Origin of the sequence: Gorillibacterium timonense (assembly GCF_001457415.1) — a bacterium.
Lineage (GTDB): Bacteria > Bacillota > Bacilli > Paenibacillales > NBRC-103111 > Gorillibacterium > Gorillibacterium timonense.
The window spans coordinates 804069-826850 of record NZ_LN881724.1; the positions used below are offsets into that span (position 1 = coordinate 804069).

General features: G+C 55.1%; 19 protein-coding genes and 1 riboswitch. Of the genes, 14 read left to right on the top strand and 5 right to left on the bottom strand.

Annotated elements, in window-relative coordinates; all coding sequences use genetic code 11:
• Positions 1 to 19 precede the first annotated feature (19 nt).
• The 3 genes from zapA to rpiA are packed head-to-tail and all read left to right on the top strand — an operon-like array spanning position 20 to position 3669.
• Entirely contained in the window at positions 20 to 2434 is a 2415-nt protein-coding gene (gene zapA / locus BN2684_RS16225) for a cell division protein ZapA (protein WP_058303195.1), read from the top strand.
• Positions 2435 to 2440: 6 nt separating this feature from the next.
• Complete coding sequence (locus BN2684_RS16230; RefSeq protein WP_058303196.1) at positions 2441 to 2980, top strand: CvpA family protein; 540 nt, start codon at positions 2441 to 2443, stop codon at positions 2978 to 2980.
• Between the two features lie 5 nt (positions 2981 to 2985).
• Positions 2986 to 3669: a ribose-5-phosphate isomerase RpiA gene (rpiA, locus tag BN2684_RS16235; RefSeq protein WP_058303197.1), complete on the top strand. Its 684-nt coding sequence runs from the start codon at positions 2986 to 2988 to the stop codon at positions 3667 to 3669.
• 578 nt (positions 3670 to 4247) lie between these two features.
• On the opposite strand, the gene BN2684_RS16240 is transcribed toward rpiA, so the two are convergent.
• A complete protein-coding gene (locus BN2684_RS16240; RefSeq protein ID WP_058303198.1) occupies positions 4248 to 5069 on the bottom strand; it encodes a GNAT family N-acetyltransferase in 822 nt (273 codons plus the stop codon).
• Positions 5070 to 5243: 174 nt separating this feature from the next.
• Complete coding sequence (locus tag BN2684_RS16245; RefSeq protein WP_058303199.1) at positions 5244 to 5606, bottom strand: phage holin family protein; 363 nt, start codon at positions 5604 to 5606, stop codon at positions 5244 to 5246.
• 208 nt (positions 5607 to 5814) lie between these two features.
• Between BN2684_RS16245 and BN2684_RS16250 the strand changes: the two genes are divergently transcribed.
• The 3 genes from BN2684_RS16250 (at position 5815) to BN2684_RS16260 (ending at position 9612) form a co-directional block, all read left to right on the top strand.
• Positions 5815 to 8172: an endonuclease MutS2 gene (locus BN2684_RS16250; protein WP_058304589.1), complete on the top strand. Its 2358-nt coding sequence runs from the start codon at positions 5815 to 5817 to the stop codon at positions 8170 to 8172.
• 248 nt (positions 8173 to 8420) lie between these two features.
• Positions 8421 to 9098: a PspA/IM30 family protein gene (locus tag BN2684_RS16255; protein WP_058303200.1), complete on the top strand. Its 678-nt coding sequence runs from the start codon at positions 8421 to 8423 to the stop codon at positions 9096 to 9098.
• 94 nt (positions 9099 to 9192) lie between these two features.
• Complete coding sequence (locus BN2684_RS16260) at positions 9193 to 9612, top strand: DUF350 domain-containing protein (protein ID WP_058303201.1); 420 nt, start codon at positions 9193 to 9195, stop codon at positions 9610 to 9612.
• Between the two features lie 15 nt (positions 9613 to 9627).
• Here the strand turns inward: BN2684_RS16260 and BN2684_RS16265 are convergent, their stop codons facing one another.
• From BN2684_RS16265 to BN2684_RS16275, 3 genes are read right to left on the bottom strand one after another with little or no spacing between them, the layout of a single operon-like run.
• Positions 9628 to 10833 (bottom strand): Ger(x)C family spore germination protein, encoded by a 1206-nt coding sequence (locus BN2684_RS16265; RefSeq protein WP_058303202.1) that lies wholly within the window; start codon positions 10831 to 10833, stop codon positions 9628 to 9630.
• Positions 10834 to 10872: 39 nt separating this feature from the next.
• Positions 10873 to 11964: a GerAB/ArcD/ProY family transporter gene (locus tag BN2684_RS16270; protein WP_058303203.1), complete on the bottom strand. Its 1092-nt coding sequence runs from the start codon at positions 11962 to 11964 to the stop codon at positions 10873 to 10875.
• 33 nt (positions 11965 to 11997) lie between these two features.
• Positions 11998 to 13695, bottom strand: coding sequence for a spore germination protein (locus BN2684_RS16275; RefSeq protein WP_058303204.1), 1698 nt, complete (start codon positions 13693 to 13695; stop codon positions 11998 to 12000).
• 163 nt (positions 13696 to 13858) lie between these two features.
• Between BN2684_RS16275 and BN2684_RS16280 the strand changes: the two genes are divergently transcribed.
• From BN2684_RS16280 to BN2684_RS16315, 8 genes are all read left to right on the top strand, one after another.
• A complete protein-coding gene (locus BN2684_RS16280; RefSeq protein ID WP_058303205.1) occupies positions 13859 to 14350 on the top strand; it encodes a hypothetical protein in 492 nt (163 codons plus the stop codon).
• Positions 14351 to 14437: 87 nt separating this feature from the next.
• Positions 14438 to 15385, top strand: a complete 948-nt coding sequence (cysK, locus tag BN2684_RS16285) for a cysteine synthase A (protein ID WP_058303206.1) — start codon at positions 14438 to 14440, stop codon at positions 15383 to 15385.
• Positions 15386 to 15559: 174 nt separating this feature from the next.
• Positions 15560 to 16048 (top strand): Lrp/AsnC family transcriptional regulator, encoded by a 489-nt coding sequence (locus BN2684_RS16290; protein WP_058303207.1) that lies wholly within the window; start codon positions 15560 to 15562, stop codon positions 16046 to 16048.
• Positions 16049 to 16085: 37 nt separating this feature from the next.
• A complete protein-coding gene (locus BN2684_RS16295) occupies positions 16086 to 17252 on the top strand; it encodes an aminotransferase class I/II-fold pyridoxal phosphate-dependent enzyme (RefSeq protein ID WP_058304590.1) in 1167 nt (388 codons plus the stop codon).
• A 281-nt stretch (positions 17253 to 17533) separates the two neighbouring features.
• A complete protein-coding gene (locus BN2684_RS16300; RefSeq protein WP_234340255.1) occupies positions 17534 to 17812 on the top strand; it encodes an aspartyl-phosphate phosphatase Spo0E family protein in 279 nt (92 codons plus the stop codon).
• A 291-nt stretch (positions 17813 to 18103) separates the two neighbouring features.
• Positions 18104 to 18895: a Nif3-like dinuclear metal center hexameric protein gene (locus BN2684_RS16305; protein WP_058303208.1), complete on the top strand. Its 792-nt coding sequence runs from the start codon at positions 18104 to 18106 to the stop codon at positions 18893 to 18895.
• A gap of 40 nt (positions 18896 to 18935) precedes the next feature.
• Positions 18936 to 21278 (top strand): glycoside hydrolase family 2 TIM barrel-domain containing protein, encoded by a 2343-nt coding sequence (locus BN2684_RS16310; protein WP_058303209.1) that lies wholly within the window; start codon positions 18936 to 18938, stop codon positions 21276 to 21278.
• Positions 21279 to 21388: 110 nt separating this feature from the next.
• Positions 21389 to 21579: riboswitch (cobalamin riboswitch) on the top strand.
• Positions 21580 to 21740: 161 nt separating this feature from the next.
• Complete coding sequence (locus BN2684_RS16315) at positions 21741 to 22781, top strand: ABC transporter substrate-binding protein (RefSeq protein WP_234340257.1); 1041 nt, start codon at positions 21741 to 21743, stop codon at positions 22779 to 22781.
• The last annotated feature ends 1 nt before the right edge of the window (position 22782 follow it).

A 22782-nucleotide genomic window follows, 5' to 3' on the forward strand; every position in this document is an offset into this window, starting at 1 on the left:
CGAGAGGAGGTCTTTCCATATGGCCAATGAAGAGAAAACGCGACTGACGGTTGACATATACGGAACTCCATACAAGCTGAAAGGCAGCTCCAGCCCCGCTTACATGAAGCGGTTGGCCGCGCAGGTCAACGAGCAGATGCATCATATCGCCGGTTCCAACGAGCGGTACGATACGACGAAGATCGCCGTGCTGGCTGCCGTGAATATGGCGGATGAGCTGATGCGCATCCGTGACCAGCTCGATCAGCTGACAGCGGATTGGGAGCGCTTGTCGGCAAGCGAGCAGGCACTTCGCGCCATCGCAGAGGAAGCGGAGAAGCTGCGGGAGACCGCGAGCGCCCAGCAATCGGCGCTTGCGGAGTACCGCAAGCAGGAGGAGCAATGGCGCGCCGAGCGCGAGCAGCTCGTCGGAGAGCGGGATTCCGCTCTCCGGGAAGGCAGCGAGCTTTCCCGCAGGGAGCAGGAGCTCACCGCGAGCCTAGCCGAGCTGCAGGACCGCTACGACGGGCAGCTGCGCGCTGCGGAGGAATCGGCGCTCGCCCTCGCTCTCGCTGAGGAGGAGCATGCCGAACAGGCAGCCCGACTTGCCGGCGAGCGGGACGGCCTGAAGGCTCGCGAAGCGGAACTGACGTCGGAGCTTGCGAAAACCGGGGAACGGATCAAGGAATACGAGAACATACGGAATTCGCTAATGCAGGAGCGGAAGTCGCTTCAAGAGAAGAGCGGTTCCCTGCAAGCCGAGCTTGCGGGTCTGCGCAAGGAGCTGGAGCAGTCGGCTACCCGGCTGAAGGAGCTGGAGAACGCGGAAAAGCGTTCTCGCGAACAGCTGGAAACCGCTCGAACCAGCCATGCCCGGGCCCTGCAGGAACGGGAGACGGCGCATGCGGCGGAGCTCGGTCGTATGAAGGAAGCCCATGCCACCGAGCTGGCTGCCTATCTTGATGAAGGCGAGAAGGAATCGGCCGAGCAGGTGAAGCTGCATACCCTGGAGCTGAACAAGCTTCAGGAGACCCGCTCCGCCGAAATGCTCGAGCTGCAAACGTCGCATGCCGCCGAGCTTCAGCGTCTGAAGGACGATGCCGGAGAAGAGCTGCGTCTTCTGCGGGAAGCCCAGGAAGCGGAGATTGCCGAATGGAGAGGGCGGCTCGAGGGAGCGGAGCAAGCTCTGCGCGCCGAGACCGAGCACCTCATCGCTGCTCACGGCCAGGAGGTTCAAGAGCTTCGGCGGCGGCAGGAAGAAGCGCTGGAGCACAAGGACCTGTTCCTAGCCGACGAGCTGGAGCGACTCCGCAAGGAGCTTGCCGAGCTTGAAGCCGAGAAGGAGCTCGCTTGGCTGGAAGAGAAGGAAGGTCTGGCTATTCAAGCGGACGAGCTTCGGGAACGGCTTGCCGAAGCCGAAGAAGCCTATACGCGAGCGCGGGAAGATGCGGAAGCGGAGCAAAGCCGGCTTTCGGAGCTTTGGGAACGGGAAAAGGCGGAGCTCCGCGGGAAGGAAGCAGAGTTCGAGGCTTGGAGGCAGAAGAAAGAGGAAGAGACGGATGCTCTCTTCCGTGAGCTCGAAGCCGACTCCAATCGCCTTCTTGCGGACAAGGATACCGAGTTGTCCCGTCTGCTGACCGAGAAGGCGGAGGAAGTTTCCCGACTGCAGAACGAAAAGGAAGCTCTGCAGGAAGAGAAATCGGCTCTGCAAGAGGAGCAAGAAGCCCTTCTTGAAGAGAAATCCGCTCTGCAAGAGGAGAAGGGAGCTCTGCAGGATGCGAATTCGACCTTGCTAGGGGAGAAAGACACTCTGCAGGAAGAGAAATCCGTTCTGTTACAGGAGAAGGAAGCTTTGCTTGCCTCCCTCCGGGCAGGTGAAGAAGCCGCCGCCGCAAGCCTGATCGAGAAGACGCGGGAGGCGGATGAGCAGGCAGAAGCAGCTAACCGCCAATTGTCCTCCGAGCGCGAGAAGCGGCAGCAGGTGGAAGCGGAGCGCGAGAGCGAACGAGCCGAGCATGCGGCTAACCTGGAGCTTGAACGCTCCCGCTGGAACGAAGAGAAGGATCATCTCGAATATGCCCTCCTCTCTCTGCGCAGAGAGCTTAACCAATCTGCGGACAGCGTCTCGCGCGCTGACTCGGAGCGGGAGACGCTGAGCGCTTCCCTTCGGGAGGTACAGGAGCAGCTTACGGAACGCGAGCAGCTCCTTGCAGACAACGACAGCAGGCTGACTGCTTTGCAGAGGCAGGCGGAAGAGCAGGCAGCAGAAAAATCAAGCTTGCTCGAAGCGCTGCGTCTGGAGCGAGAGAAGAACGAACGCGGAAGCGAAGAAGACTCGGAGCTGGTCGGTAAGTACGAGGCTTTGCAGAGGGAATACGAGCTTCTCAAGAAAGAATACAACGAATGGATCGAGCTGGTCATGGAAGAAACCTCAGAAGAAGCGGGACGCAAGTAAAAGCGGATGAACGGAATCGACGCGACGATTGGCGCTATCCTCTTGCTTGCTTTCGTTCTCGGGTGGCGAAGGGGCTTGATCACCCAGCTCATTTCCTTAGGGAGCCTGATCATTGCCTGGTATGCGGCTTACCGGCTCACACCCGCACTCGTGCCTCATCTTGAAAGCTGGCTCCCGCAGGAGCTTGCCGAGGGGATTGGTCACTATGAGGAGAGGCTCAGCGGCCTCGGCTGGGAACAGCCGCTGCTGCGGGCATTGGCGTTCATCCTGATCGTACTGGCGGTTAAGGTCGCGCTCACAATTGCCGGTTACCTGCTGAACGTCATCGCCAAAGCGCCCGGATTGAATGGAGCCAACCGGCTTGCCGGGGCGATTCTTGCATTGCTTGAAGCGGCTGTGCTGGTCAGCTTGATCGTCTATGCTCTATCGGCTGCGCCAGGAGACCGCTTTCGCGAGAAGATGGCGGGATCGCAAAGCGTCGTCTTCATCATGGACCGGATTCCGAAGCTGCTTGACCAGTTTGACAGCCGTATGGACAGGAGATGACCGGGATGGACAGAAAACGGATCGCGGCGGAACGGGCTGCCCGTTACCTTCGGGACGGGATGGTCGTCGGGCTTGGAACCGGATCAACCGCCTATTGGGCGATCCGGGAAATCGGCCGTTTGGTGCGTGACGGGTTATCCATTCGCGCCATCGCAACCTCTAAGCAATCCGAAGCGCATGCCCGCAGGCTCGGAATTCCGATTGTTTCGTTTGCGGAGATCGATACCATTGATCTTACGATCGATGGGGCCGATGAAGTGGATGCCGACCTGCAGGTGATCAAGGGCGGCGGCGGTGCGCTGCTGCGGGAGAAGATTGTGGCAGGAGCGAGCAAGGAGCTGATCATCATCGTGGACGATGAGAAGCCGGTGGAGCAGCTCGGCAAGTTTCCATTGCCGGTGGAGGTGGTTCCATTCGGTTTCGAGCTTGCGGTCCGCCGCCTGCAGGAGCTTGGCTGCAAGCCGGTTCTCCGGCTGCATGAAGAGATTCCGTTTCTTACGGACAACGGGAATTACACCGTCGATTGCCATTTTGGCCGCATTGAACATCCGATCGAGCTGCATACTGCGATCAACCGGATCGTTGGAGTCGTGGACAATGGATTGTTCCTCAATATGGCGAATCGCGTGATTATCGGCTGTTCCGACGGTGCCGTGAAGGAATGGGACAAACACGGCGATGCCGTGTAGCCTCCGGTCTGCGGCATCACCGCTCCGTAAAGCATCGACTATTTGGATTTTAGAAGGCTTAACGGATATAGCCGAGTAAGCAAGCTCTTAACAAGGGATTATCCCAAAAAGATGATCACCTGAAGAATGTGCGCAAAGAAAATGAATAAAACCGTTCCTTTGGGAAATGGAAGTATTACACTCGCCATTTTCAAAAAGGGACGGTTTATTTGTTTATTCTCTGACGGAGGAAAACTCGGTCACTCTCATTCTTACGGAAACTGCAGCCGTTATTCAGCTGAGAATGGCACCCTTGTGTATTTAACGGAAATGGCTGCAGCTATCGGCTTACTTCAGCCTGAATATCGGCGATTTTCCCCCCATTAGCTGCGTGGATCTCCGTTAGAATCTCAAAACCGTGCTTATCTATAGAATAGCGGCCGTGGCTTCCGTTGCGATGAACGTATTTGTCAATCCTCCGGGTCAGCAAGACTGGAGTACGTGGCGCGGGAGCCAATACGCGAGCGAAGGCAAATCTTGGCTCGTTGCCTAAACAGACTCATTACCTAAACGGACTCGTTGGAGTCCCTGTTATCCGTCTAAGCAGGCAAATGGTAGTAGGGGAGAGTGCGGATCGGTTCAAAGCCGAGCTTACGGGCGAGCCGATAAGAACCGATGTTGCCCTCCCGGCAGCCCCATACCGGCTCAAGGTCATGGCGCAGGCAGTATTCGATTAGGGCAGAAGAGGACTCGTAAGCCAGTCCCCGGCCCTTATACCCTTCCGCAGTTTCGATTCCAATCTCAAGCTCCCGGTCTGACAAATAAGAGGTGAACGCGACCGATGCGATTACGCCATTCTCGATAACGCCGAATGCGGCGTCCGGATCGGGAGTGGGTGATGGAATCCATGCAGAAGAAGGAAGTCCCTCCGGCCTCCAGAAGGAACTCGGGATGACCGTTCCCGGTATGCCCATCGCTTGCTCGCGGCTAAGCTGGAGGACAGGTAGGCCGCTATCGGGTACGGCTGCCCTGCCTGCACGAAAGCGATCCTCATGGAAGCGGAAATTGACCCTCACATGCTCCTCAACACCGCCGAATGATAAATCGCGAAGCTCCGGCACGGCTTCGCTCCACGCTGGCGAATCGATTTGCAACCATTCCGCCTGCTTGCGCTGCTGCTTCTCATTCGTTATGTATGCTCCGAGCGACTGAACAAAGGAAGCATCCTCCGGACGGCCGAACAAGAACGACATTCCATACGGGTGTACGATATAAAATGCCGACGGCGAAGAGTTGTCATCGGTATAAATTCTCCCGGGGACCTTGTCTTCCAAGACCGCTTGGGCAAACAGAGTGTTCATCTGCAGCTTCTTCAATTCGTTCAGAACGGCTTCATAATGTGCGAAAGATAGCGGGAACAATGGCAACAGCTCCTTCGGATTCGTATCCGGCAAAGATAAAGCCCGCAGTTGCTGTCGACTGGCTTATGAAGCCGACACACAGCAGCGGGCATACATGCCGATTGGAACTATTGTAGCGAATCGAATGCGGAATGGTTGTCCGGAGTTATGAACATCTTGTGGCAGTTTTATCCGTTAATGGATTCCGGTGGGGGTCTTTCGTTTGCCGATGCCGGATACGGGGACGAAGAGATCGAAAATCCCGATCACGAGAGCGGCCAGAAGAGCTCCGAGCAAGGTGACGCGGCTTCCGGGAACGATGAACTGCGCGAGATAGAGGACGATGGCGCTGAGCAGAAACCCGACGATTCCTCGGCCAAACGGAGTCACTTCCCTGCCGATCAAGTTCTCCGCCAGCCAGCCGAGACCGGCGATCACGAGAGCGAGTAGCAGTGCGCTGCCAAAGCTGCCGACCCGAAATCCCGGTACGAGCCAGGCTGTAACGGAGAGAACGATGGCGGTAACGACAAACCGCATAACAGCTCCCAATGCGCGCATGGACATGCACCTCCTTCCTTGAGCAGCTGAGGCGATTCGGATCAGCCCCCTTGTAAGGTTCCCCGGCTTCCTCGTTCTCATGTGGAGGGGATGGGGACGGAATTTTCCGTTATAGATAACCCGTGGAATAGCTTATCCCCCCTCCTTTGGATATAATAGAGGCGAAATGCTGGAATCAGGATGGGAGAAGGATCAGGTGGAAGGCAAAATCGAAGGCAAAATATTGGCTACATTGGAATTTCATAAAATTAAGGAACGGCTTGCTGCGCGTGCGGCTACGAGTCTCGGGAAAGCCAAGGCCGAGGAGCTTGCGCCAAGCAGCGATCTTGAAGAAGTGAAGAAGCGGCTGCAGGCAACGGATGAGGCTGCCGCTATCGATAGATTAAAGGGTACCGCTCCTTTCGGAGGAATTCGCGATGTGCGCTCTTCCCTAAGAAGGGCGGAGCTCGGCGGGGTGCTGAATCCGGCTGAACTGCTCGACATCGCCAACACCATTCAGGGAGGTCGGCGCTTGCGACGTTTCCTTGAGCTGGCTGCAGAGGATCATCCCATTCCGCTGCTGACGGATCTCGCCGAATTGATCAGCGACGACCGGCGTACGGAAGAACGGATTCTGCAATGCATCGACGAAGCGGCTTACGTGGTCGATTCGGCCAGTCCAGAGCTCAGTCGCATCCGCAGCGAGTTGCGGACCGGTGAATCGCGTGTGAGGGAGCGGCTTGACCAGATGATCCGCACTTCCTCCGTGCAGAAGATGCTGCAGGAGAACCTGGTTACCATCCGCGGAGACCGCTACGTGATTCCGGTAAAGGCGGAGTACCGCAGCCATTTCGGCGGAATCGTGCATGATCAGTCTGCATCCGGTGCAACGATGTACATTGAACCGGAGGCGGTCGTTCAGATGAACAACCGCCTGCGTGAGCTGCGGATGAAGGAGGAGCGCGAGGTTGAGAAGATTCTCATGATGCTGACTGCTCTTGTCGCAGAGGATGCGGACGCCCTTGGCGCCAACCTCAGTGTACTCGCGGAATTGGACTTCATCTTCGCCAAAGCACTTCTTGCCCGGGAGATGAAAGGAACCCTTCCGATGATGAACGATCGGGGATTCCTGAAGATCAAGAAGGGACGCCATCCCCTGCTTGCCCAGGATGCGGTTGTGCCGCTGGAGTTGGAGCTCGGCAACCATTATTCCGCCATTATCGTCACCGGTCCGAATACTGGGGGAAAGACGGTATCACTCAAGACCGTCGGCATGCTCAGCCTGATGGCCATGTCCGGCTTGTTCGTTCCGGCCGAGGACGGGAGCCAGCTCTGTGTGTTTGACGGCATTTATGCCGATATCGGAGACGAGCAGAGTATCGAGCAGAACCTCAGTACCTTTTCGAGCCATATGACGAATACGATCTCCATTCTGCGTGGAATGACACCGAAAAGCCTTGTGCTGCTCGACGAAGTCGGAGCGGGAACCGACCCGGCCGAAGGCTCGGCGCTAGCCATCTCCATACTCGATTATATTCATTCGATGGGCTGCCGCCTCATGGCGACTACACATTACAGCGAGCTTAAGGCTTACGCCTACGATACGAAAGGCGTCATCAACGCCAGCATGGAATTCGATATCAATACCCTCAGCCCGACCTACCGGTTGCTTATCGGGGTGCCAGGACGAAGCAACGCCTTCGCCATCGCCGAGCGGCTAGGCCTGCCGAAGCGGATTATCGAGCATGCGCGCGGCCAGGTGGCGGAGGAGGATCAGCGCGTCGAGTCCATGATCGCCACGCTTGAGGAGAACCGGTTGTCCGCCGAGGCGGAGCGGATCAGTGCGGAGAGCATGCGCCGCGAGGTCGAGGACGTGAAGCGAAAGCTGGAGGAAGACCGCCGTCGATTCGAGGAAGACCGCGGCAAGCTTCTGGTAAAAGCGGAGCAGGACGCAGCGGCTGCGGTGGCCAAGGCCAAGCGCGAAGCCGACGAGGTCATCTCCGAGCTGCGCAAGCTCGCCATGGAGGGCGCACGGGTCAAGGAGCATGAGCTGATCGACGCGCGCCGCCGGTTGGACGAGGCCGTACCGGAGCTGGCTCCGAAACGTGCTGGCGCTCCGGCAGCGAAGAAAGTGCGCCCCATTGAAGCGGGCGATGAAGTCATGGTGGCAAGCTTCGGACAGAAGGGAACCGTTGTCGATATCGGGGCGGAGGAAGCGACCGTCCAGCTCGGTATCCTTAAGATGAAGGTTCCCGTCAAGGATCTGGAGCTGCTCAAATCCGCTCCGGTCAAGCAGAAGCCCGTTCAGGCGACCTCCAGCATCAAGCGGACGCGGGATGAGAACGCCCGTATGGAGCTGGATCTGCGCGGCAAGAACATCGAGGAATCGATCATCGAAGTGGACCGTTTCCTGGATGAATCCTTCCTCGCAAGCTTTCCTCAGGTCTACCTCATTCACGGGAAAGGGACGGGCGCGCTGCGCACAGGCGTTCAGGATTATCTTCGTCGCCACCGCCATGTGAAGAGCTTCCGCATCGGGGCTTATAATGAGGGAGGAACCGGAGTCACCGTCGTTGAATTGAACTAGTCCGCTGTCAACCTTAATCGTGTGGATCCGAAGCGGCGTTAATCGGTAGAGAAGTGGTGCGATAACAACCGCTTTTAGTTGACTGCTTACTAGTGCGTATTTGCTTCCACACGAACGTAAAATTTTTGCAGGACTCCCGATTATTTTGAAACCCCGGTTTCGAATCTGCGTAAATAATCCTTGTAAAGCAAGACAAGGAACAGGACGAAGAACAAACCATCACAATAGATCATGGGAGGAAATGAACAATGGGAATTTTTAAACGCCTGCGAGACCTTACGGCTGCTTCGATCAACGACCTGCTGGACAAAGCGGAAGATCCGGTGAAGATGTTGAACCAGTTCCTGCGCGATATGGAACAGGACATTCTGGACGCGGAAGCGGCCGTCGCCAAGCAGATCGCTGTGGAGAAGAAATTCAAGCAGCAGGTTGAAGAAGCTCAGGAGCTTGTCGAGAAGCGTCAGCTTCAAGCGGAGAAAGCTCTGGAGCAAGGCAACGAAGACCTCGCCCGCCGCGCTCTTCAAGACAAGAAGGAGCATCAAGGCCGTTACGACGAGATGAAGGGCCAGTACGACATCGCCAAGCAAAATGCCGATCGTCTGCGCGACCAGCTGGATGAAATGAAGGACGAGTTCGGCAAGATGAAGAACAAGAAGGACCTCCTCATCGCCCGTGCGGAAGCGGCCAAAGCGCAAAAATCGATCAACCAGGTCATGTCCGGCTTCGGGACGGACAATGCCGCTCGTGGCTTCGATCGGATGAGCGACAAGGTTGCCCAACTGGAAGCGGAAGCCCAAGCCTCCGGCGAACTCCGTGACAAGAACCGCAGCCTGGACGACGAGCTCGCGAAGCTCGACCAGAACGACGGTGTCGACGACGAACTCGCTGCTCTTAAGGCGAAAATCGCCGCTAAGAATCAGCAATAACTGCAAATCCTCGAGCAAGGTTGGCAGGACAGGATAGAGCGAGAGACTGAAGAACCCTTCTTCAGTCTCTTGCAGCGTTTGGAGGCGAAGTTCCATGAACAAAGAGGTGGACTACATGATGAACAACATATATCTCAACACGCTCGCATATTTTTCGGTTGCCGTTGTGGCGCTGCTCGTCTTTCTGTTCGTGTTCAATCTGATTACAAAATACAACGATTGGGACGAGATCAAGAAGGGGAACGTCGCCGTGGCGATGGCGACGAGCGGCAAAATCTTCGGGATCTGCAATCTGTTCCGCTTCGCCATCTTAAACAATGACACGGTGCTGGAATCCGTGGCGTGGGCATCGTTCGGGTTCGTGCTCCTGCTCGTGGCTTATTACCTGTTCGAGCTGCTCACTCCGTATTTTAAGATCGACGAGGAGGTCAAGAACGGCAACAAGGCGGTCGGCCTCATCTCGATGGTGATCTCCATCTCCGTTTCCTATGTGATCGGAGCCAGCGTCGCTTAAGAGCTTAGACTCGCCTCAATCCGTTGTCGTGCCCGAAGCGCCGTATTCTTCGATCAGAATCTTGATTTCATAGGTAATGGGGATTTGGCTGAAGGTTTCTTCCCAATGATCCTTTACCTTTTTCCATTCTGCCGGATGATGGATGTGCAGACTCTTACCAAATCCCACGGGATCCGCCCGCAGGTTGTGCTGAAGCTTGTCCACGCTTTCTGTGACAAGGAATTCCACCCTTTTTTCCAACATATGATTGTATTTGCTCAGAAGGGAATCACTCAGTACCAATCCGTGCGGGGTGAAGGCTTCTGTCACTCGACCTGTCGAATTAATCTTGACTAGATAGGACAGCTTCCCGTTCGTCATTTTGGGGATCAGCTTGCTTTCCATCGATTTAATCTCATAGGTGAGGAGAGAGTGGTTGTCCGGATCATAGGCTTTGAGAACTCCGCCTTTGCCGTTCCCGGTTAACCAATTGACTCCCTCAAGCTCTTGCGGGCTAAGATAGCCGATCAGCTTTCCCGTCTCTCCCTTAATGACTCCGGTCCCCGAAAATAAGGGTTCTTTGCCCAAAGGGATCACATTTTGCAGGAGAAAGCTGGTGTTGCTATGCAGGTATCCACTTATCTTCGCTATGTTGAGCGGCTTCCAGATGCGGATGTTTCGTTTGCGATTCTTAAAAATATTGTCCACAAGAAAAGCGGGAATTTGGTCGGGAGGCGCTTCCTCTAGCACTTTCTTCGCTTGTCCCTTGCTAATCAGGACAAGTGTGCTCAAGCGAATGTCGTTATCCCGGCTGAACATGTCAGTCAGCTCCGAAATTTTTCGGGTGTGCGCCAATTGATCACCGATGATAATGACCTTCAAGTGATGCCCGATGATTTGGCGGTTTGTGCGCAAAGAGAGCGCCCTCACCGCTTCGAAGACCGAGTCGGTTGTAGCGGTCATGTTGTAATACATGTCGGATTTCTTCCCTTGGCCCCCTTTGGCGGATTTGCCCCCTACTCCTGTTGGATTTATGATCTGAAAGGTGCAAGCCAGCTTAGATTCCTGGGAAGACCCTGTCGCGGAGTTACCCTGCCCCTCACCGGAGGTGTGGGGTTCGACGCTGTCGAGGGCGACGGCAACCTCCATATCCAGATCTTCCACGGCCGAACTGCTCCAACAACCGGAGAGCAGGAGACAGAGGGTCAATATCCCCGCTGTTCCTCGCATACGAGGGTTCATTTCGAGTTTTCCTCCTTTTCGGATATACCCGAAGTGATCTTATGCAGAGATCTTGCGAAGCTTTGCGATGACAAGAAGCACCAGTGGCACTATGCCGAACATCAGCATGGCACAGTCGCCGAGTATGGTTCCGAAAGCAAATAACCCGTTGATGGTATGGGGAATTTCCTTCAAGATGTGGACGAAGGGCAGCAGAGCAAATAGGGAGTAGCGATAATTGAGCTGAAACAGATGCGATAGCCCGATTGCCGCCCCATAGAGAGTGATGCAGATACAGCAAAAAATTTGAATGATCCAGATCGCCAGCATCAGAGGCTCAAACCGTTCAAAAAAGAGGTAGCTCACCTCATAGCTGCGAACCACATCGAGAAAAGGCCAGGTGCGGGTAACCACCCCGTCCGTTGAAAAAACTCCAATGCTTATCACGACAGAGGTTACATAGAAGAAGGTAGCGATCGCTGTCCCCACAGCAAACGCCTTTCCCGCTTTTTGAGGCTTTGCCATGAGGGCGACCAGAAACAGCAGATCTTCCCCGGCTGTAAACGTGAGGGCCGTCGGTTTGACGGCTCTTAAAACCGGTCCTAGACCATCCGCCAATACGGGGCGGAGATTCTCCAAATCAAACATCTCCATGCTAAGCAAGCCGGCGCCGAAAAAAACAACCCATGTGATCGGAACGATGAGCCGACACATACGAGCCAGCGCATTGATTCCTCCTATGCACAGGTATACGGCGACCCAAAGAATAACGGCGGTGATCGTCCAGCCCGGAGTCCCCTCCAACAAGAAGAAGGTTGTGATCTCCTGAACGGAACGAAGCTCATAGCTTGCGATGCAAGTAAAGTAAACCACGATCGCCAATCCGATGAAGAGGGCGATGGGCCTCCCCACGATCTTCGAGCAGTATTGATAAAAGGTTTGTCCGGGAAACCGGCGTCCAAGTCGGATGATCAGGTAACCGGCCAAAAAGGAGAGCAAACCGCCGATGATCACCGATATCCAAACGTCGGGGGTCTTGCCGATCTGGACAAGGATTCGGGGGAGGGTCAGAACGCCCGCAGCTACCGCGTAATTGACGATGACAAACGTTGCTTGCGATGTTGTAATTCGTTCCGTCGTGTCGTTGTTCAAGCTTGACGGCACCTCTTTCTCAACTTATTCCGGTCAACGCTTACGGATGGATTTCTTGGGCTTATATATAGTCGGGCGCTTCTTCATCGTTTGCAGCGGCAGACGAACTAGAGCATCCTTTAAGGTACTGATACGAAGAGGAGAAGCCATGCTCATATAGGGGAAGCCAAATGTTTTGAGCCGGATCAGATGGCTGGAGAGAAGCAGGAAGAACAGGACGACGCCAAACAATCCGAATACCCCAGCGAATAGCATAACGGCGAACCGCAGATAGCGTAAAGTAATCCCGGCACTGTATACGGGGATGGAGAACGAGGAAATCGCGGTAACCGCTACGACGATCACGAGAATCGGACTGACGATTCCGGCTTCCACCGCCGCCTGCCCGATAATCAAGCCGCCGACGATGCCCATGGCCGGGCCGATTGGCTTGGGTAAGCGTAAGCCCGCCTCCCTCAAGATCTCGATCGATATTTCCAAGATCAGCGCTTCAATCAGTGTTGGAAAAGGGACCCCCTGCCTGGAATTGATGATGGAGATCGCGAGCTTGGTGGGAATCATACCGGGATGAAACGACAGGAAGGAGATGTATAAGGCTGGAGCGAAGAGGGACATCGCAGCCGCAAAAAAGCGCATGGTCCTGAGCAGAGAGCCCGCATACCACCGATCGTAGTAATCTTCAGGCGACTGCAGCAGCATCTCGAAGGTAACCGGCATGATCAAGGCGAAGGGCGTTCCGTCCAGAAGAATGGCAACCCTTCCCTCTAATAGCGCCGCGATGACACGGTCGGGTCTCTCCGTATTTTGAATTTGCTGGAACGGACTCAGAAAGTTGTCTTCAATGAGCTGTTCCACATAGCCTGACTCCTGAACGTCATCTAAATCGATCTTGCGGATTCTCCGTTTGACCTCGTTCACGAGATCGTCATTGGCGATGTCTCGGAAATAAACCAAGACCAGCTCCTTCTTCATCCTTTTACCGACATGGAAGGAGTGCATCGCCAGTTCGCTGCTCTGTCCGTGCCTCCGGAGCATGGCTGTATTGTCGCTTAAGGTTTCGTTAAAGCCGACTCTTGGCCCTCGCAGCAGCGCTTCCGAAACCGGCTCCTCGGGACCTCTTGTCTTTGCATGGGTCGTGCCCAAGACGAGAACGTCCTTCATGCCATCGACGAGAAGAATCGCCGAGCCGAATAAGAGCTTCTCCAGCGATTGGTCCAAGCTCGGGCTTGGCTCGATTTCGGAGATGTGGAGGATTTCCTGAATGAGGATCTGCTTCAGCTTCTCCGAATCGGGGGTCGTGTTCATTCCTTCGAAGGGATGGACCGCCGTCATCAATGGCTTCAAGATGTTTTGGTCTATGGCGACTTTGTCCGTCAATCCGTCTGTAAAGAAGAGCGCTGCCTTGATCTTGAGGGTTCCGATTCGAATCTCCCGTATATTGACATCTGTCATATCGGAGCTGATTTCTTTGAACTGCCGGAGATCCTCTTCGTAGCGTCCCGTTACCTGAATGCTGTCTTCTTGCTTAGTCTCATCATCACTGCCGGTGGTACTGTCACTTCCGGCCGAAGCCTTCTCTTCATGGTTAGCGGCAGATTCATTCGAATAAGGGGCATCCATCCGTCGGATCCGATTCATAGACCAGGACAGGAGGATCGGCACAAGCACGATCACAATCCCTTGAAAGAACACCTTCCATTCTGGGATATATCCCGCGAGCATACTCCACATGTATGAGTCCCCCTGTAACTCGGTTATTCTAGTATGGCCTTGTCCTAGTTCTTCATGCATCTGGAAAGGGGCGACCGATGGAGAAGCCGATTATTCGGCTTGTTTTTCTGGGTTAGGAAGTCTATCATGAGGGAATGATATATGAAGGGTAAGGAGGAACAGCATGAGCGAGAACGATACGCAGATTTGCCCCTGGTGCCAGACGGAGATCGTATGGGATCCCGAGATTGGGCCGGAGGAGGTATGTCCGCACTGCTTGAACGAGCTTGGGGATTACCGCAGTGTATCTTATCATAGCCACGCCGATGAGGAAGAAGCGGCGCATGAGGATGAGGAAGAGGAAAACAGCGAAATCGAGAATACCGATTACTTCGAGGACGAAGAGCCTGACCCTTATCAGGAGAAGGTTCAATCGATCATTGATACTCAGTTGGAAGCACCGGAGTGCCCGAGCTGCCGCGAGCTGATGCTGTTTGGCGGGCAGGTTCGCCTGTCGGGACAGCGGTTTACCCCGACCGAGCCGGCCGAGCTGCAGAAGCCTTTTTTGCCGGAAATTCTCGAAATGGATCTATATGTATGCCCATCCTGCTTCAAGACGGAGACGTACTTGGCGGAACCGGGAAGACTTCGACTGACCCAGACTTTAAGTGAATGAGAAGAGGGGAGTCCGCTGCAGCCATTGCCGGACTCTTTTTATACGATGCCATCACATCGATTAAACGAACGGGGAGAGAGTGTTGGAATGAAACATGAAATCGTCAATCGGATTACGGACCTGATCGGGAATACGCCCGTTCTCCGGCTCCACAAGCTGGTGGAGGAGGGCATGGCGGAGGTTCTTGTGAAGCTGGAATCGTTTAATCCGAGCGGGAGCGTCAAGGACAGAGCGGCATACAACCTGATCGTCCAGGCAGAAAAGGAAGGAAAGCTGAAAAGCCGCGACACCATCATCGAGCCGACGAGCGGGAACACAGGAATCGGGCTGGCGATGGCGGGAGCGGCCAAGGGCTATAAGGTGATTATCGTCATGCCGGATAACATGACCAAAGAGCGGATCAATCTGCTGAAGGCATACGGCGCGGAAGTTGTCCTCACTCCGGCGGGCGAGCGGATGCAGGGAGCGATCCGCAGAGCGGTGGAGCTGAGAGAACAAATCCCGGGCAGCTTCATTCCGCAGCAATTCGAGAACAAGGCGAACCCGGACATCCACCGCACGACCACCGCTCTTGAGATTCTCGAGCAGACGGACGGCCGTCTCGATGCGTTTGTCGCGTCCTCCGGTACGGGTGGCACCATCACCGGAACGGGCGAGGTATTGAAGGAAAAGCTTCCGGATATCGAGATTGTGGTCGTGGAACCGGACGGTTCGCCCGTCTTGTCGGGGGGCCACCCGGGTCCGCATCAGTTGGTCGGAACGAGCCCTGGTTTTATCCCCCCCGTCCTTAACACCAAGGTCTATGACCGGATCATGCGCGTCAAGGATGAGGATGCTCTTCGGACAACGCGGGAGCTCGCTTCGCAGGAAGGCCTGCTGGTCGGTCCGTCCTCCGGAGCCACGGTGTGGGCGGCTCTCCAAACAGCCAAGAAGCTCGGTCCGGGCAAGCGGGTGCTGTGCATCGCTCCCGACACAGGTGAGAGGTACATGAGCATGAACTTCTTTGGAGCAGAGCCTCTCTTCGGTACTAAATAGGACGGAAGAAAGGGCGCGGAGATTCAAGGAGCCCGAATGAACCGCTCTCAAAAAGGGGCGTCAAATGCTTCTTTGCAGAGGGGCGGTTTCGTTGTATAGTGATACTAATGTCCTTTCGAAACGAAAGGAATTCGTCGTTTTTGCGGCGCCATTCAACGTCAGGAGGTAATTCTTATGGTGGAACTGAAATTAAGAATCCTGGATCTCCTCAAAGAGGATGCCAGAACGGACGCGGAAACCGTAGCAACCATGCTCGGCGCGACCCGGGAGGACGTGGAAGCGGCGATTGCGGAACTCGAAGCGGAGCATGTCATCGTAAAATATGCAGCGGTGATCAACTGGGCGAAGGTGAATGAATCTGTTACCGCTTTGATTGAGGTCCAAATTACACCGGAGCGCGGTCGAGGCTTCGATGCCATCGCAGAGCGGATCTACCTGTATCCGGAAGTCAATTCGGTTTTCCTCATGTCGGGAGCCTATGACCTTCTAGTCGAGGTGCAGGGGCGCTCGCTGCAGGAAGTCGCCGCTTTCGTCTCCAACCGGCTGTCGCCGATCGATCGAGTCCTGTCTACCAAGACGCATTTTATCCTAAAAAAATACAAGCATGACGGAATCATCTTCGAAGACCGGGAGGAAGACCGGCGGATGATGATCTCACCGTGAGGGGAGGCGGCACCGCGTGGAACCGACAATCAAATCCATGCAGGACTATCTGACTCCGGGAGTGCGGAACATCGCGCCCTCCGGGATTCGCAAGTTTTTTGACCTGGTAAGCGGAAGCAAGGACATCATCTCCCTTGGGGTGGGCGAACCGGATTTCGCTACTCCTTGGCATGTTCGGGATGCCGCCGTTGTTTCGTTGGAACGGGGTTATACCAAATATACGCCGAATGCCGGATTGCCCGAGCTGCGCGAGGAGATCGCCCGCTACCTCTCCGAGAGCTTTCAGGTGAGCTACGATCCCGCGAAGGAAATGATCGTCACCATCGGCGGCAGCGAGGCCATCGATCTCGCTCTGCGCGCGTTGATCAATTCGGGGGATGAGATCCTGATCCCCGAGCCTTGTTACATCTCCTACAGCCCGATCACGACCTTGTCCGGAGGGGTCGCGGTCGGCATCGAATCGTTCGCCAAGGATCATTTCAAGCTGACGGCGGAAGCTCTCAAAGCGAAGATCACACCGAAGTCGAAGGTGCTGATTTTGTGCTACCCGAGCAACCCGACGGGCGGAATTATGACGTACGACGATTTTCTTCCCATTGCGAAGCTGGTCGAGGAGCATGACCTCCTGGTCATCTCCGATGAAATCTACGCAGAGCTGACATATGGCAAGAAGCATGTCAGCTTCGCCTCGCTTCCGGGAATGAAGGATCGAACCCTTCTCGTCAGTGGATTTTCCAAGGCGTTTGCCATGACGGGGTGGCGGATGGGCTATGTGTGCGGACATCGCGAGCTGATCTCGGCCATGCTGAAGATTCATCAGTACACGGTCATGTGCGCCCCCGTGATGGGGCAAGTGGCGGCTCTCGAAGCTCTGCAGAACGGGATGGAAGAGAAGGACCGAATGATGGAGTCGTACAATCAGCGCCGTCGTCTGATCGTCAAGGGCTTCCGCGATATCGGTCTAGAATGCCATGAGCCGGAGGGGGCCTTCTACGCATTCCCGAGTATTGCTTCGACAGGATTTTCCTCGGAAGAATTCGCGCAGCGGCTAGTGGCGGAAGCCCGTGTTGCTGCAGTCCCGGGAAATGTGTTTGGACTGGGCGGAGAAGGCCATATTCGCTGCTCGTATGCGACTTCCGTAGCTCAATTGAATGAGGCCCTAGAACGCATAGGAGAGTTTGTCCGGAAAGTAAAAGGTGCATAAAGGCATTGATTTTTTTGCAGAAAATGCTATATTTATAATAAATCATGCAAGGAAACTTCTTTCAAAATCTGCCAAAATTCGGATATGTCCAGTATATATGGTTATATTGGACGTTTTTGTCTGATTTTTAGGTCTTTGGAAGGAGAACGAGATTCACTTGCTTCGATCAGAGCTTATAGCTCACAGGTGCATTCTGATTCCCCATCGGGAAAACGTATGGCGTTATAGGATGAACGGCATGCTTCATCCTTTCAAGAATTTGGACAAAGGAGGGGAATCGAATGATGTATGGCCATAATGCTGTTGCGGCCAGCGGATTCCTGATAAGGGAACGTGGTCCCCGAACATCCCCCGCGTCCCAGCAGGCAGCCCCAACCTCCCTGTCGCGATCCTTTTTGGAAGAGGAAATTCATCGTCTGCGCGTCCGCATGGAGAAGCTATTTGAACAAGAACAGTCCTTGACATCGCCACATGTCGTGGAAGCAAGCAATGAATTGGATCTTAAGATTAACGAGTATATCCGATACAACGAACATAGTGATGAATCCGAACCCTGCTGACGAAGCGATCGAATCAAGCTGTTATTCGGCAGGCGAGAGGAAATCTAGAATCCAGTAAAACCACGCGGCTCCTTCTCTTTCGGAAGGGGCCGCTTCTTCGTGTTCAGACCGGAAATGGACGTCAACTCCACCTATCGTATGAAATTTCCTAACTAACATCTATAGGATGATGGGTAATCATCGGGGGCGTTCTCTTCTACAATGAAAGGTATCATGCGGAGGGAAGGGACTTTTCGTATATCGTTTCCCAGGATGGAGAAGGGACTCTTCTCTTGAAGGAGGTCTTCAGAAATCACAACAATAGGAGAAATTATCCACGGACTGCTAGCAGATTCGGAGACAGGAGAGACAACGGTTGACGAGCTTAACCCGGGGGGCATCGACACGGAGGCTAGCGGAATCGTGACGGCATTTACTGCTTCTCACTTCGTCATCGAGCAGGCGCTTGCATTTGGAGCCAATCTGGTCATTTCCCATGAGGGCATCTATTACAGTCACCGTGGGGATCAGGAATGGCTGAAGAAGGATCCGGTTTATTTGGATAAGGAGCGGTTGATTGGCGAAAGCGGAATTGCGATCTACCGGTTCCATGACGGGATCCACCGGTATAAGCCAGACGGGATCATGCAGGGGCTTCTTCGGGAGCTGAAATGGGAGTCGTATGTGACCGAACAGCAGCCAACGGCAGCGGTGCTGGAGTTGCCCGAAATGGAGCTTGCCGCGATTGCGGCTTATTTGAAGCGGCAGTTGAAGCTTTCCTACGTGCGGGTTGCGGGGGATTTTTCTCTACTATGCAGAAAGGTTGGCGTGTTGGCGGGTTACAGGGGCAGCGGGGAGCTGGTCATTCCACTCCTTCAAGATAAAGATCTCGATTTGATCATCGCCGGAGAAGGGCCGGAATGGGAAGCCCCTGAATACATCAAGGATGCCGTTCATCAAGGCAGAGGGAAAGCTTTGATCATGCTGGGTCATGCGGAAAGCGAAGCGCCTGGAATGAAGGTCCTTGCGGAACAGCTCGCTGCTCGTTACCCGGACATCCCGGTTCATTATGTGCAAGATCGTCCCATCTATCAAATTGTGTGAGACTCATCCGCATCGTTAATTGAACTGTGGAGGGAATGTCATGACGGGCAGAGTGGTGACCAAATGGAATCGGGAATGGAAGTTTGCAGAAGGGAATTATGCGGGCGCCGAGCAGGAGGGCTTTACCGATAGCGGGTGGAGGCAAGTGGACGTTCCACACGATTGGAGCATTGAAAAGCCGTTTGATCCCCACATGCCGCACGGAGGCTTTCAGGCGTGCTTGCCCCGCTGGACGGTGGGCTGGTACAGGAAGCGTTTTTTCTTGGAGGCTTCGTCCGGTCCCCCTCGCGTCTATGTCCAGTTTGACGGGGTTCATCATAATAGCGAGGTTTGGATCAATGGACATTCCGTGGGAAAACGTCCATACGGCTACGTCAGCTTTCAATATGATCTGACGCCTTATATCCGGTGGGATGCGGAAAATGTGCTGGCCGTCAAAGTGGACAATACGCCGATTCCTTCCGACCGGTGGTATTCGGGATCGGGAATCTATCGCAATGTCTGGCTCATTCGAACGAATCCGATTCATGTAGCCGAATGGGGCACGTTCATCACCACACCGCGAATCACGCCGGAGGCGGCAATTGTGAACGCCGCCACTACGGTTGTGAGCCACAGTGAGCATGATGTGGAATGCCGCATCGTAACGGAGGTCTTCGACGAGGACGGGAAACGGGCAACGAGTATGGAGACGCGGGAGGTGCTCAAGGCTCACGAAACGAAGGAGATCCGGCAGGAAGGAGAAATCTCTAATCCTGAGCTGTGGTCACCGGAGCTGCCCGTGCTCTACCAGGCCCGAACGACGATTATATACGACGGCAAGGCGCACGATAGCTTTTCCACTACGTTTGGGATCCGGGAAATCCGATTGGATGCTTGCTCCGGTCTGTTTCTGAACGGAAAAAGGCTGAAGCTGAAGGGAGTATGCCTGCATCACGACCTCGGCTGTCTTGGTGCCGCTTATCAGGATACCGCGATGAAACGGCGGCTGGAGACACTCAAGGAGATGGGCTGCAACGCGATCCGCTTCGCGCATAATCCAATGGCACCCGAGCTGCTGGATCTGTGCGACCGGATGGGCTTCTTGGTGATCGATGAGATATTCGATAAATGGAAGTCTCTCTATTATGAGCATTTGTTCGATGAGTGGTGGCATAAGGATTTGGCTTCGGCGCTGATCCGGGACCGAAACCACCCTTGTGTCTTTCTGTGGAGCGTCGGCAATGAAGTGGAGAATCAAGGGCAAGCCTCCATGCTTGCCATTCTGGATAAGCTCGTCGCGGCTTGCCATGAGCTGGACCCCACGCGGCCCGTAACCTGCGGCTTGGAGCCGCATAACTTTCCGATCCGCTTGAGGGAAGGCTCCATCGAAGAGAAGGTGGAGCACACCAAGGAGCTGGCTCGGCATGTTGACATTCTCGGCTTAAACTATCAAGAGCAATGGTATGAAGCGTACAGGGAAGCGATGCCGGATACGCTTATCGTCGGAACGGAGACCTTCCCGTATTACCGGGGCCAAGGCAACCGGGTGAAGGGCTATGTGCCGGTGAATCCCTGGTTCGATGTCGTTCGGCACGATTACGTGATCGGGCAATTCGTCTGGGCGGGGATCGACTATTTGGGCGAATCCGTTTATCCGTCCAAAGGCTGGTCTTCGGGACTCATAGACACCTGCGGCTTCCGCAAGCCCGTCTCCTATTTACAGCAAAGCCTGTGGTCGGATCAGCCCGTCGTGCAGATCGCCGTGTTTGATGATGCCGGGAAGCAAGAGTTCAATCCACAGTGGACGATGCACTGGAAAGCGCCGGCGATGGTGGATCATTGGACTCTGCCCGAGTACGCGGGCAAGCTGCTGCGGCTTGTGACCTTTACCAACTGTGAGACTGTGGAGCTCGTCTTGAACGGGGAGTCATATGGGGTGAGAGAGCTTGCCCATTTCCCCGATCATTTGATGATCTGGCACCTCCCGTACAATCCCGGTGAGATCAAGGCGATCGGGAGAAACGGAGGCCGGATCGCTTGCGAGCACAGCCTGGCAACCGCAGGTGCAGCTTGCGGGATCATGCTGCGGGCGGATCGGCAAACGCTGCCTGCAGACGGCCAGGAGATTGCTCATATCGAAGTGACGATAGTCGATGCCAAGGGGAATCGGGTTCCGAATCCGAATGTCGAGGTGACCGTGGAAGCAATTGGGGCGGGACGCATGATCGGAATCGACAACGGAGACTTGACCAGCGATGAATCTTATAAAGGCAATCGGAGACGGACTCGCAACGGCAAATGCCTGGTGATCGTACAGTCGGGGCAACAGCACGGCGAACTCGTATTGAAGGCGTCCGCGGAAGGGCTGCCGGAAGAAGAAGTGAGGTGGATTGTGGAATAATCGTAAGCGTTTTATTGCTTTTGTACTCCGATGAAAGCCGATAAGTTGACTTGTCAAAGCGGGACGCATCCCCTATACTTTTGGACGGAGAGCATTCTGCTGGAACCGAAAGATCCATCGAGTCGCCAGGTGCCTGCCCCCATTGGGAGCGGGTTAAAAGGGAAGCCGGTGTAAATCCGGCACGGTCGCGCCACTGTAATTCGGGAAATCATCCCCAGCATGCCACTGTCATACGTGACGGGAAGGCGGGGATGGTGCTTGACCCGTGAGTCAGGAGACCTGCCTAGCGGACATAAGCTGACGAAATCCTTCGCGGAAAAGGATTCGGCTAACCGGAGTATGACGACTGTTATGCTGCCTGTATGCTGACCCCTGCCCGCTTGCGGACGGGGGATTTTTCGTTCTAGCGTGGAAGAACCGGAAGCGGATCATGCCTCACTTGGGAGGAAAAGAGGAGAGGGAATGAAGAACACCATGCAAATGGTATCGGGGAACGACAAAAAGAGATGGAAACGGCTTGGAGCGATGGGGCTCGCCTTGATGCTCGCCGTGAGCCTGGCTGCATGCGGCAGCAAGAGTGAAGAAGGAGCCAGCGCATCGCCGCAGGCGTCCGCATCCACGGCGCCTTCGGCATCGGTTGCTCCTGCAACGCCTGCAAGCTCGGTTGCACCTGCCGCGGCGGAAACGGTATATCCGCTGACCGTCAAGGATGCCACGGGCACGGATGTGGTGCTGAATGCGGAGCCTAAGCGGATTGTGACCATCGCTCCGAGCGAAACGGAAACGGCTTTTGCCGTCGGCGCAGGAGATCGGGTAATGGGGGTTGACCAATTCAGCGATTATCCGAAGGAAGCTGCCGAGAAGACCAAGATCGGCGACATGAACACCAACGTTGAAGCTGTACTCGCGCTTAAGCCCGATCTCGTGCTGGCTCACAGCGGCCTGCAGCTCGACGTCATCAACAAGCTGCGCGAGCTGAAGGTTACGGTTTATGCCGGTGATCCGAAGACGCTGGATCAGGTCATTGAACATGTGCAAACGGTCGGTACGCTCTTGAACGCGCAGGCACAAGCGGAACAGGTGACGATCAAAATGAAGGCGGACCGCGATCGCGTCGTAGCGGCGGTCAAGGATGCGCCGAAGAAAAAGGTATACCTCGAATTCTCGCCGGGCTGGAGCGTCGGGAAGGGCGAGTTTTTGGACGAACTGTTGACGCTGGCCGGAGGAACGAATGTGGCCGGGGATCAAAAGGGATGGTTTGAAATCAATGCGGAATCCATCATCAAGTCCAATCCGGAAGTCATTCTCTATGGAACGGATGCGTATACGGGCAACACCATCTATGATGAAATTCTGAAACGCCCAGGCTTCTCTGCTCTGGACGCCGTGAAGAACAAGGAGATTCATCCGGTCGATTCCAATCTGGTGACGCGGGTAGGCCCGCGCCTGACGGATGGCCTCGTCGAGATTGCCAAAGCGGTTCATCCCGATTTGGTGAAATAAG

What these genes read in the sequence shown, in the direction of transcription:
- cysK (WP_058303206.1), top strand. Translation starts at nt 14,438, where the DNA reads ATGAAACATGAAATCGTCAATCGGATTACGGACCTGATCGGGAATACG.
- BN2684_RS16295 (WP_058304590.1), top strand. Translation starts at nt 16,086, where the DNA reads ATGCAGGACTATCTGACTCCGGGAGTGCGGAACATCGCGCCCTCCGGG.
- BN2684_RS16265 (WP_058303202.1), bottom strand. Translation starts at nt 10,833, where the DNA reads ATGAACCCTCGTATGCGAGGAACAGCGGGGATATTGACCCTCTGTCTC.
- BN2684_RS16280 (WP_058303205.1), top strand. Translation starts at nt 13,859, where the DNA reads ATGAGCGAGAACGATACGCAGATTTGCCCCTGGTGCCAGACGGAGATC.
- BN2684_RS16230 (WP_058303196.1), top strand. Translation starts at nt 2,441, where the DNA reads ATGAACGGAATCGACGCGACGATTGGCGCTATCCTCTTGCTTGCTTTC.
- BN2684_RS16260 (WP_058303201.1), top strand. Translation starts at nt 9,193, where the DNA reads ATGAACAAAGAGGTGGACTACATGATGAACAACATATATCTCAACACG.
- zapA (WP_058303195.1), top strand. Translation starts at nt 20, where the DNA reads ATGGCCAATGAAGAGAAAACGCGACTGACGGTTGACATATACGGAACT.
- BN2684_RS16300 (WP_234340255.1), top strand. Translation starts at nt 17,534, where the DNA reads ATGATGTATGGCCATAATGCTGTTGCGGCCAGCGGATTCCTGATAAGG.
- BN2684_RS16310 (WP_058303209.1), top strand. Translation starts at nt 18,936, where the DNA reads ATGACGGGCAGAGTGGTGACCAAATGGAATCGGGAATGGAAGTTTGCA.
- BN2684_RS16245 (WP_058303199.1), bottom strand. Translation starts at nt 5,606, where the DNA reads ATGCGCGCATTGGGAGCTGTTATGCGGTTTGTCGTTACCGCCATCGTT.
- rpiA (WP_058303197.1), top strand. Translation starts at nt 2,986, where the DNA reads ATGGACAGAAAACGGATCGCGGCGGAACGGGCTGCCCGTTACCTTCGG.
- BN2684_RS16290 (WP_058303207.1), top strand. Translation starts at nt 15,560, where the DNA reads ATGGTGGAACTGAAATTAAGAATCCTGGATCTCCTCAAAGAGGATGCC.
- BN2684_RS16255 (WP_058303200.1), top strand. Translation starts at nt 8,421, where the DNA reads ATGGGAATTTTTAAACGCCTGCGAGACCTTACGGCTGCTTCGATCAAC.
- BN2684_RS16315 (WP_234340257.1), top strand. Translation starts at nt 21,741, where the DNA reads ATGAAGAACACCATGCAAATGGTATCGGGGAACGACAAAAAGAGATGG.
- BN2684_RS16275 (WP_058303204.1), bottom strand. Translation starts at nt 13,695, where the DNA reads ATGTGGAGTATGCTCGCGGGATATATCCCAGAATGGAAGGTGTTCTTT.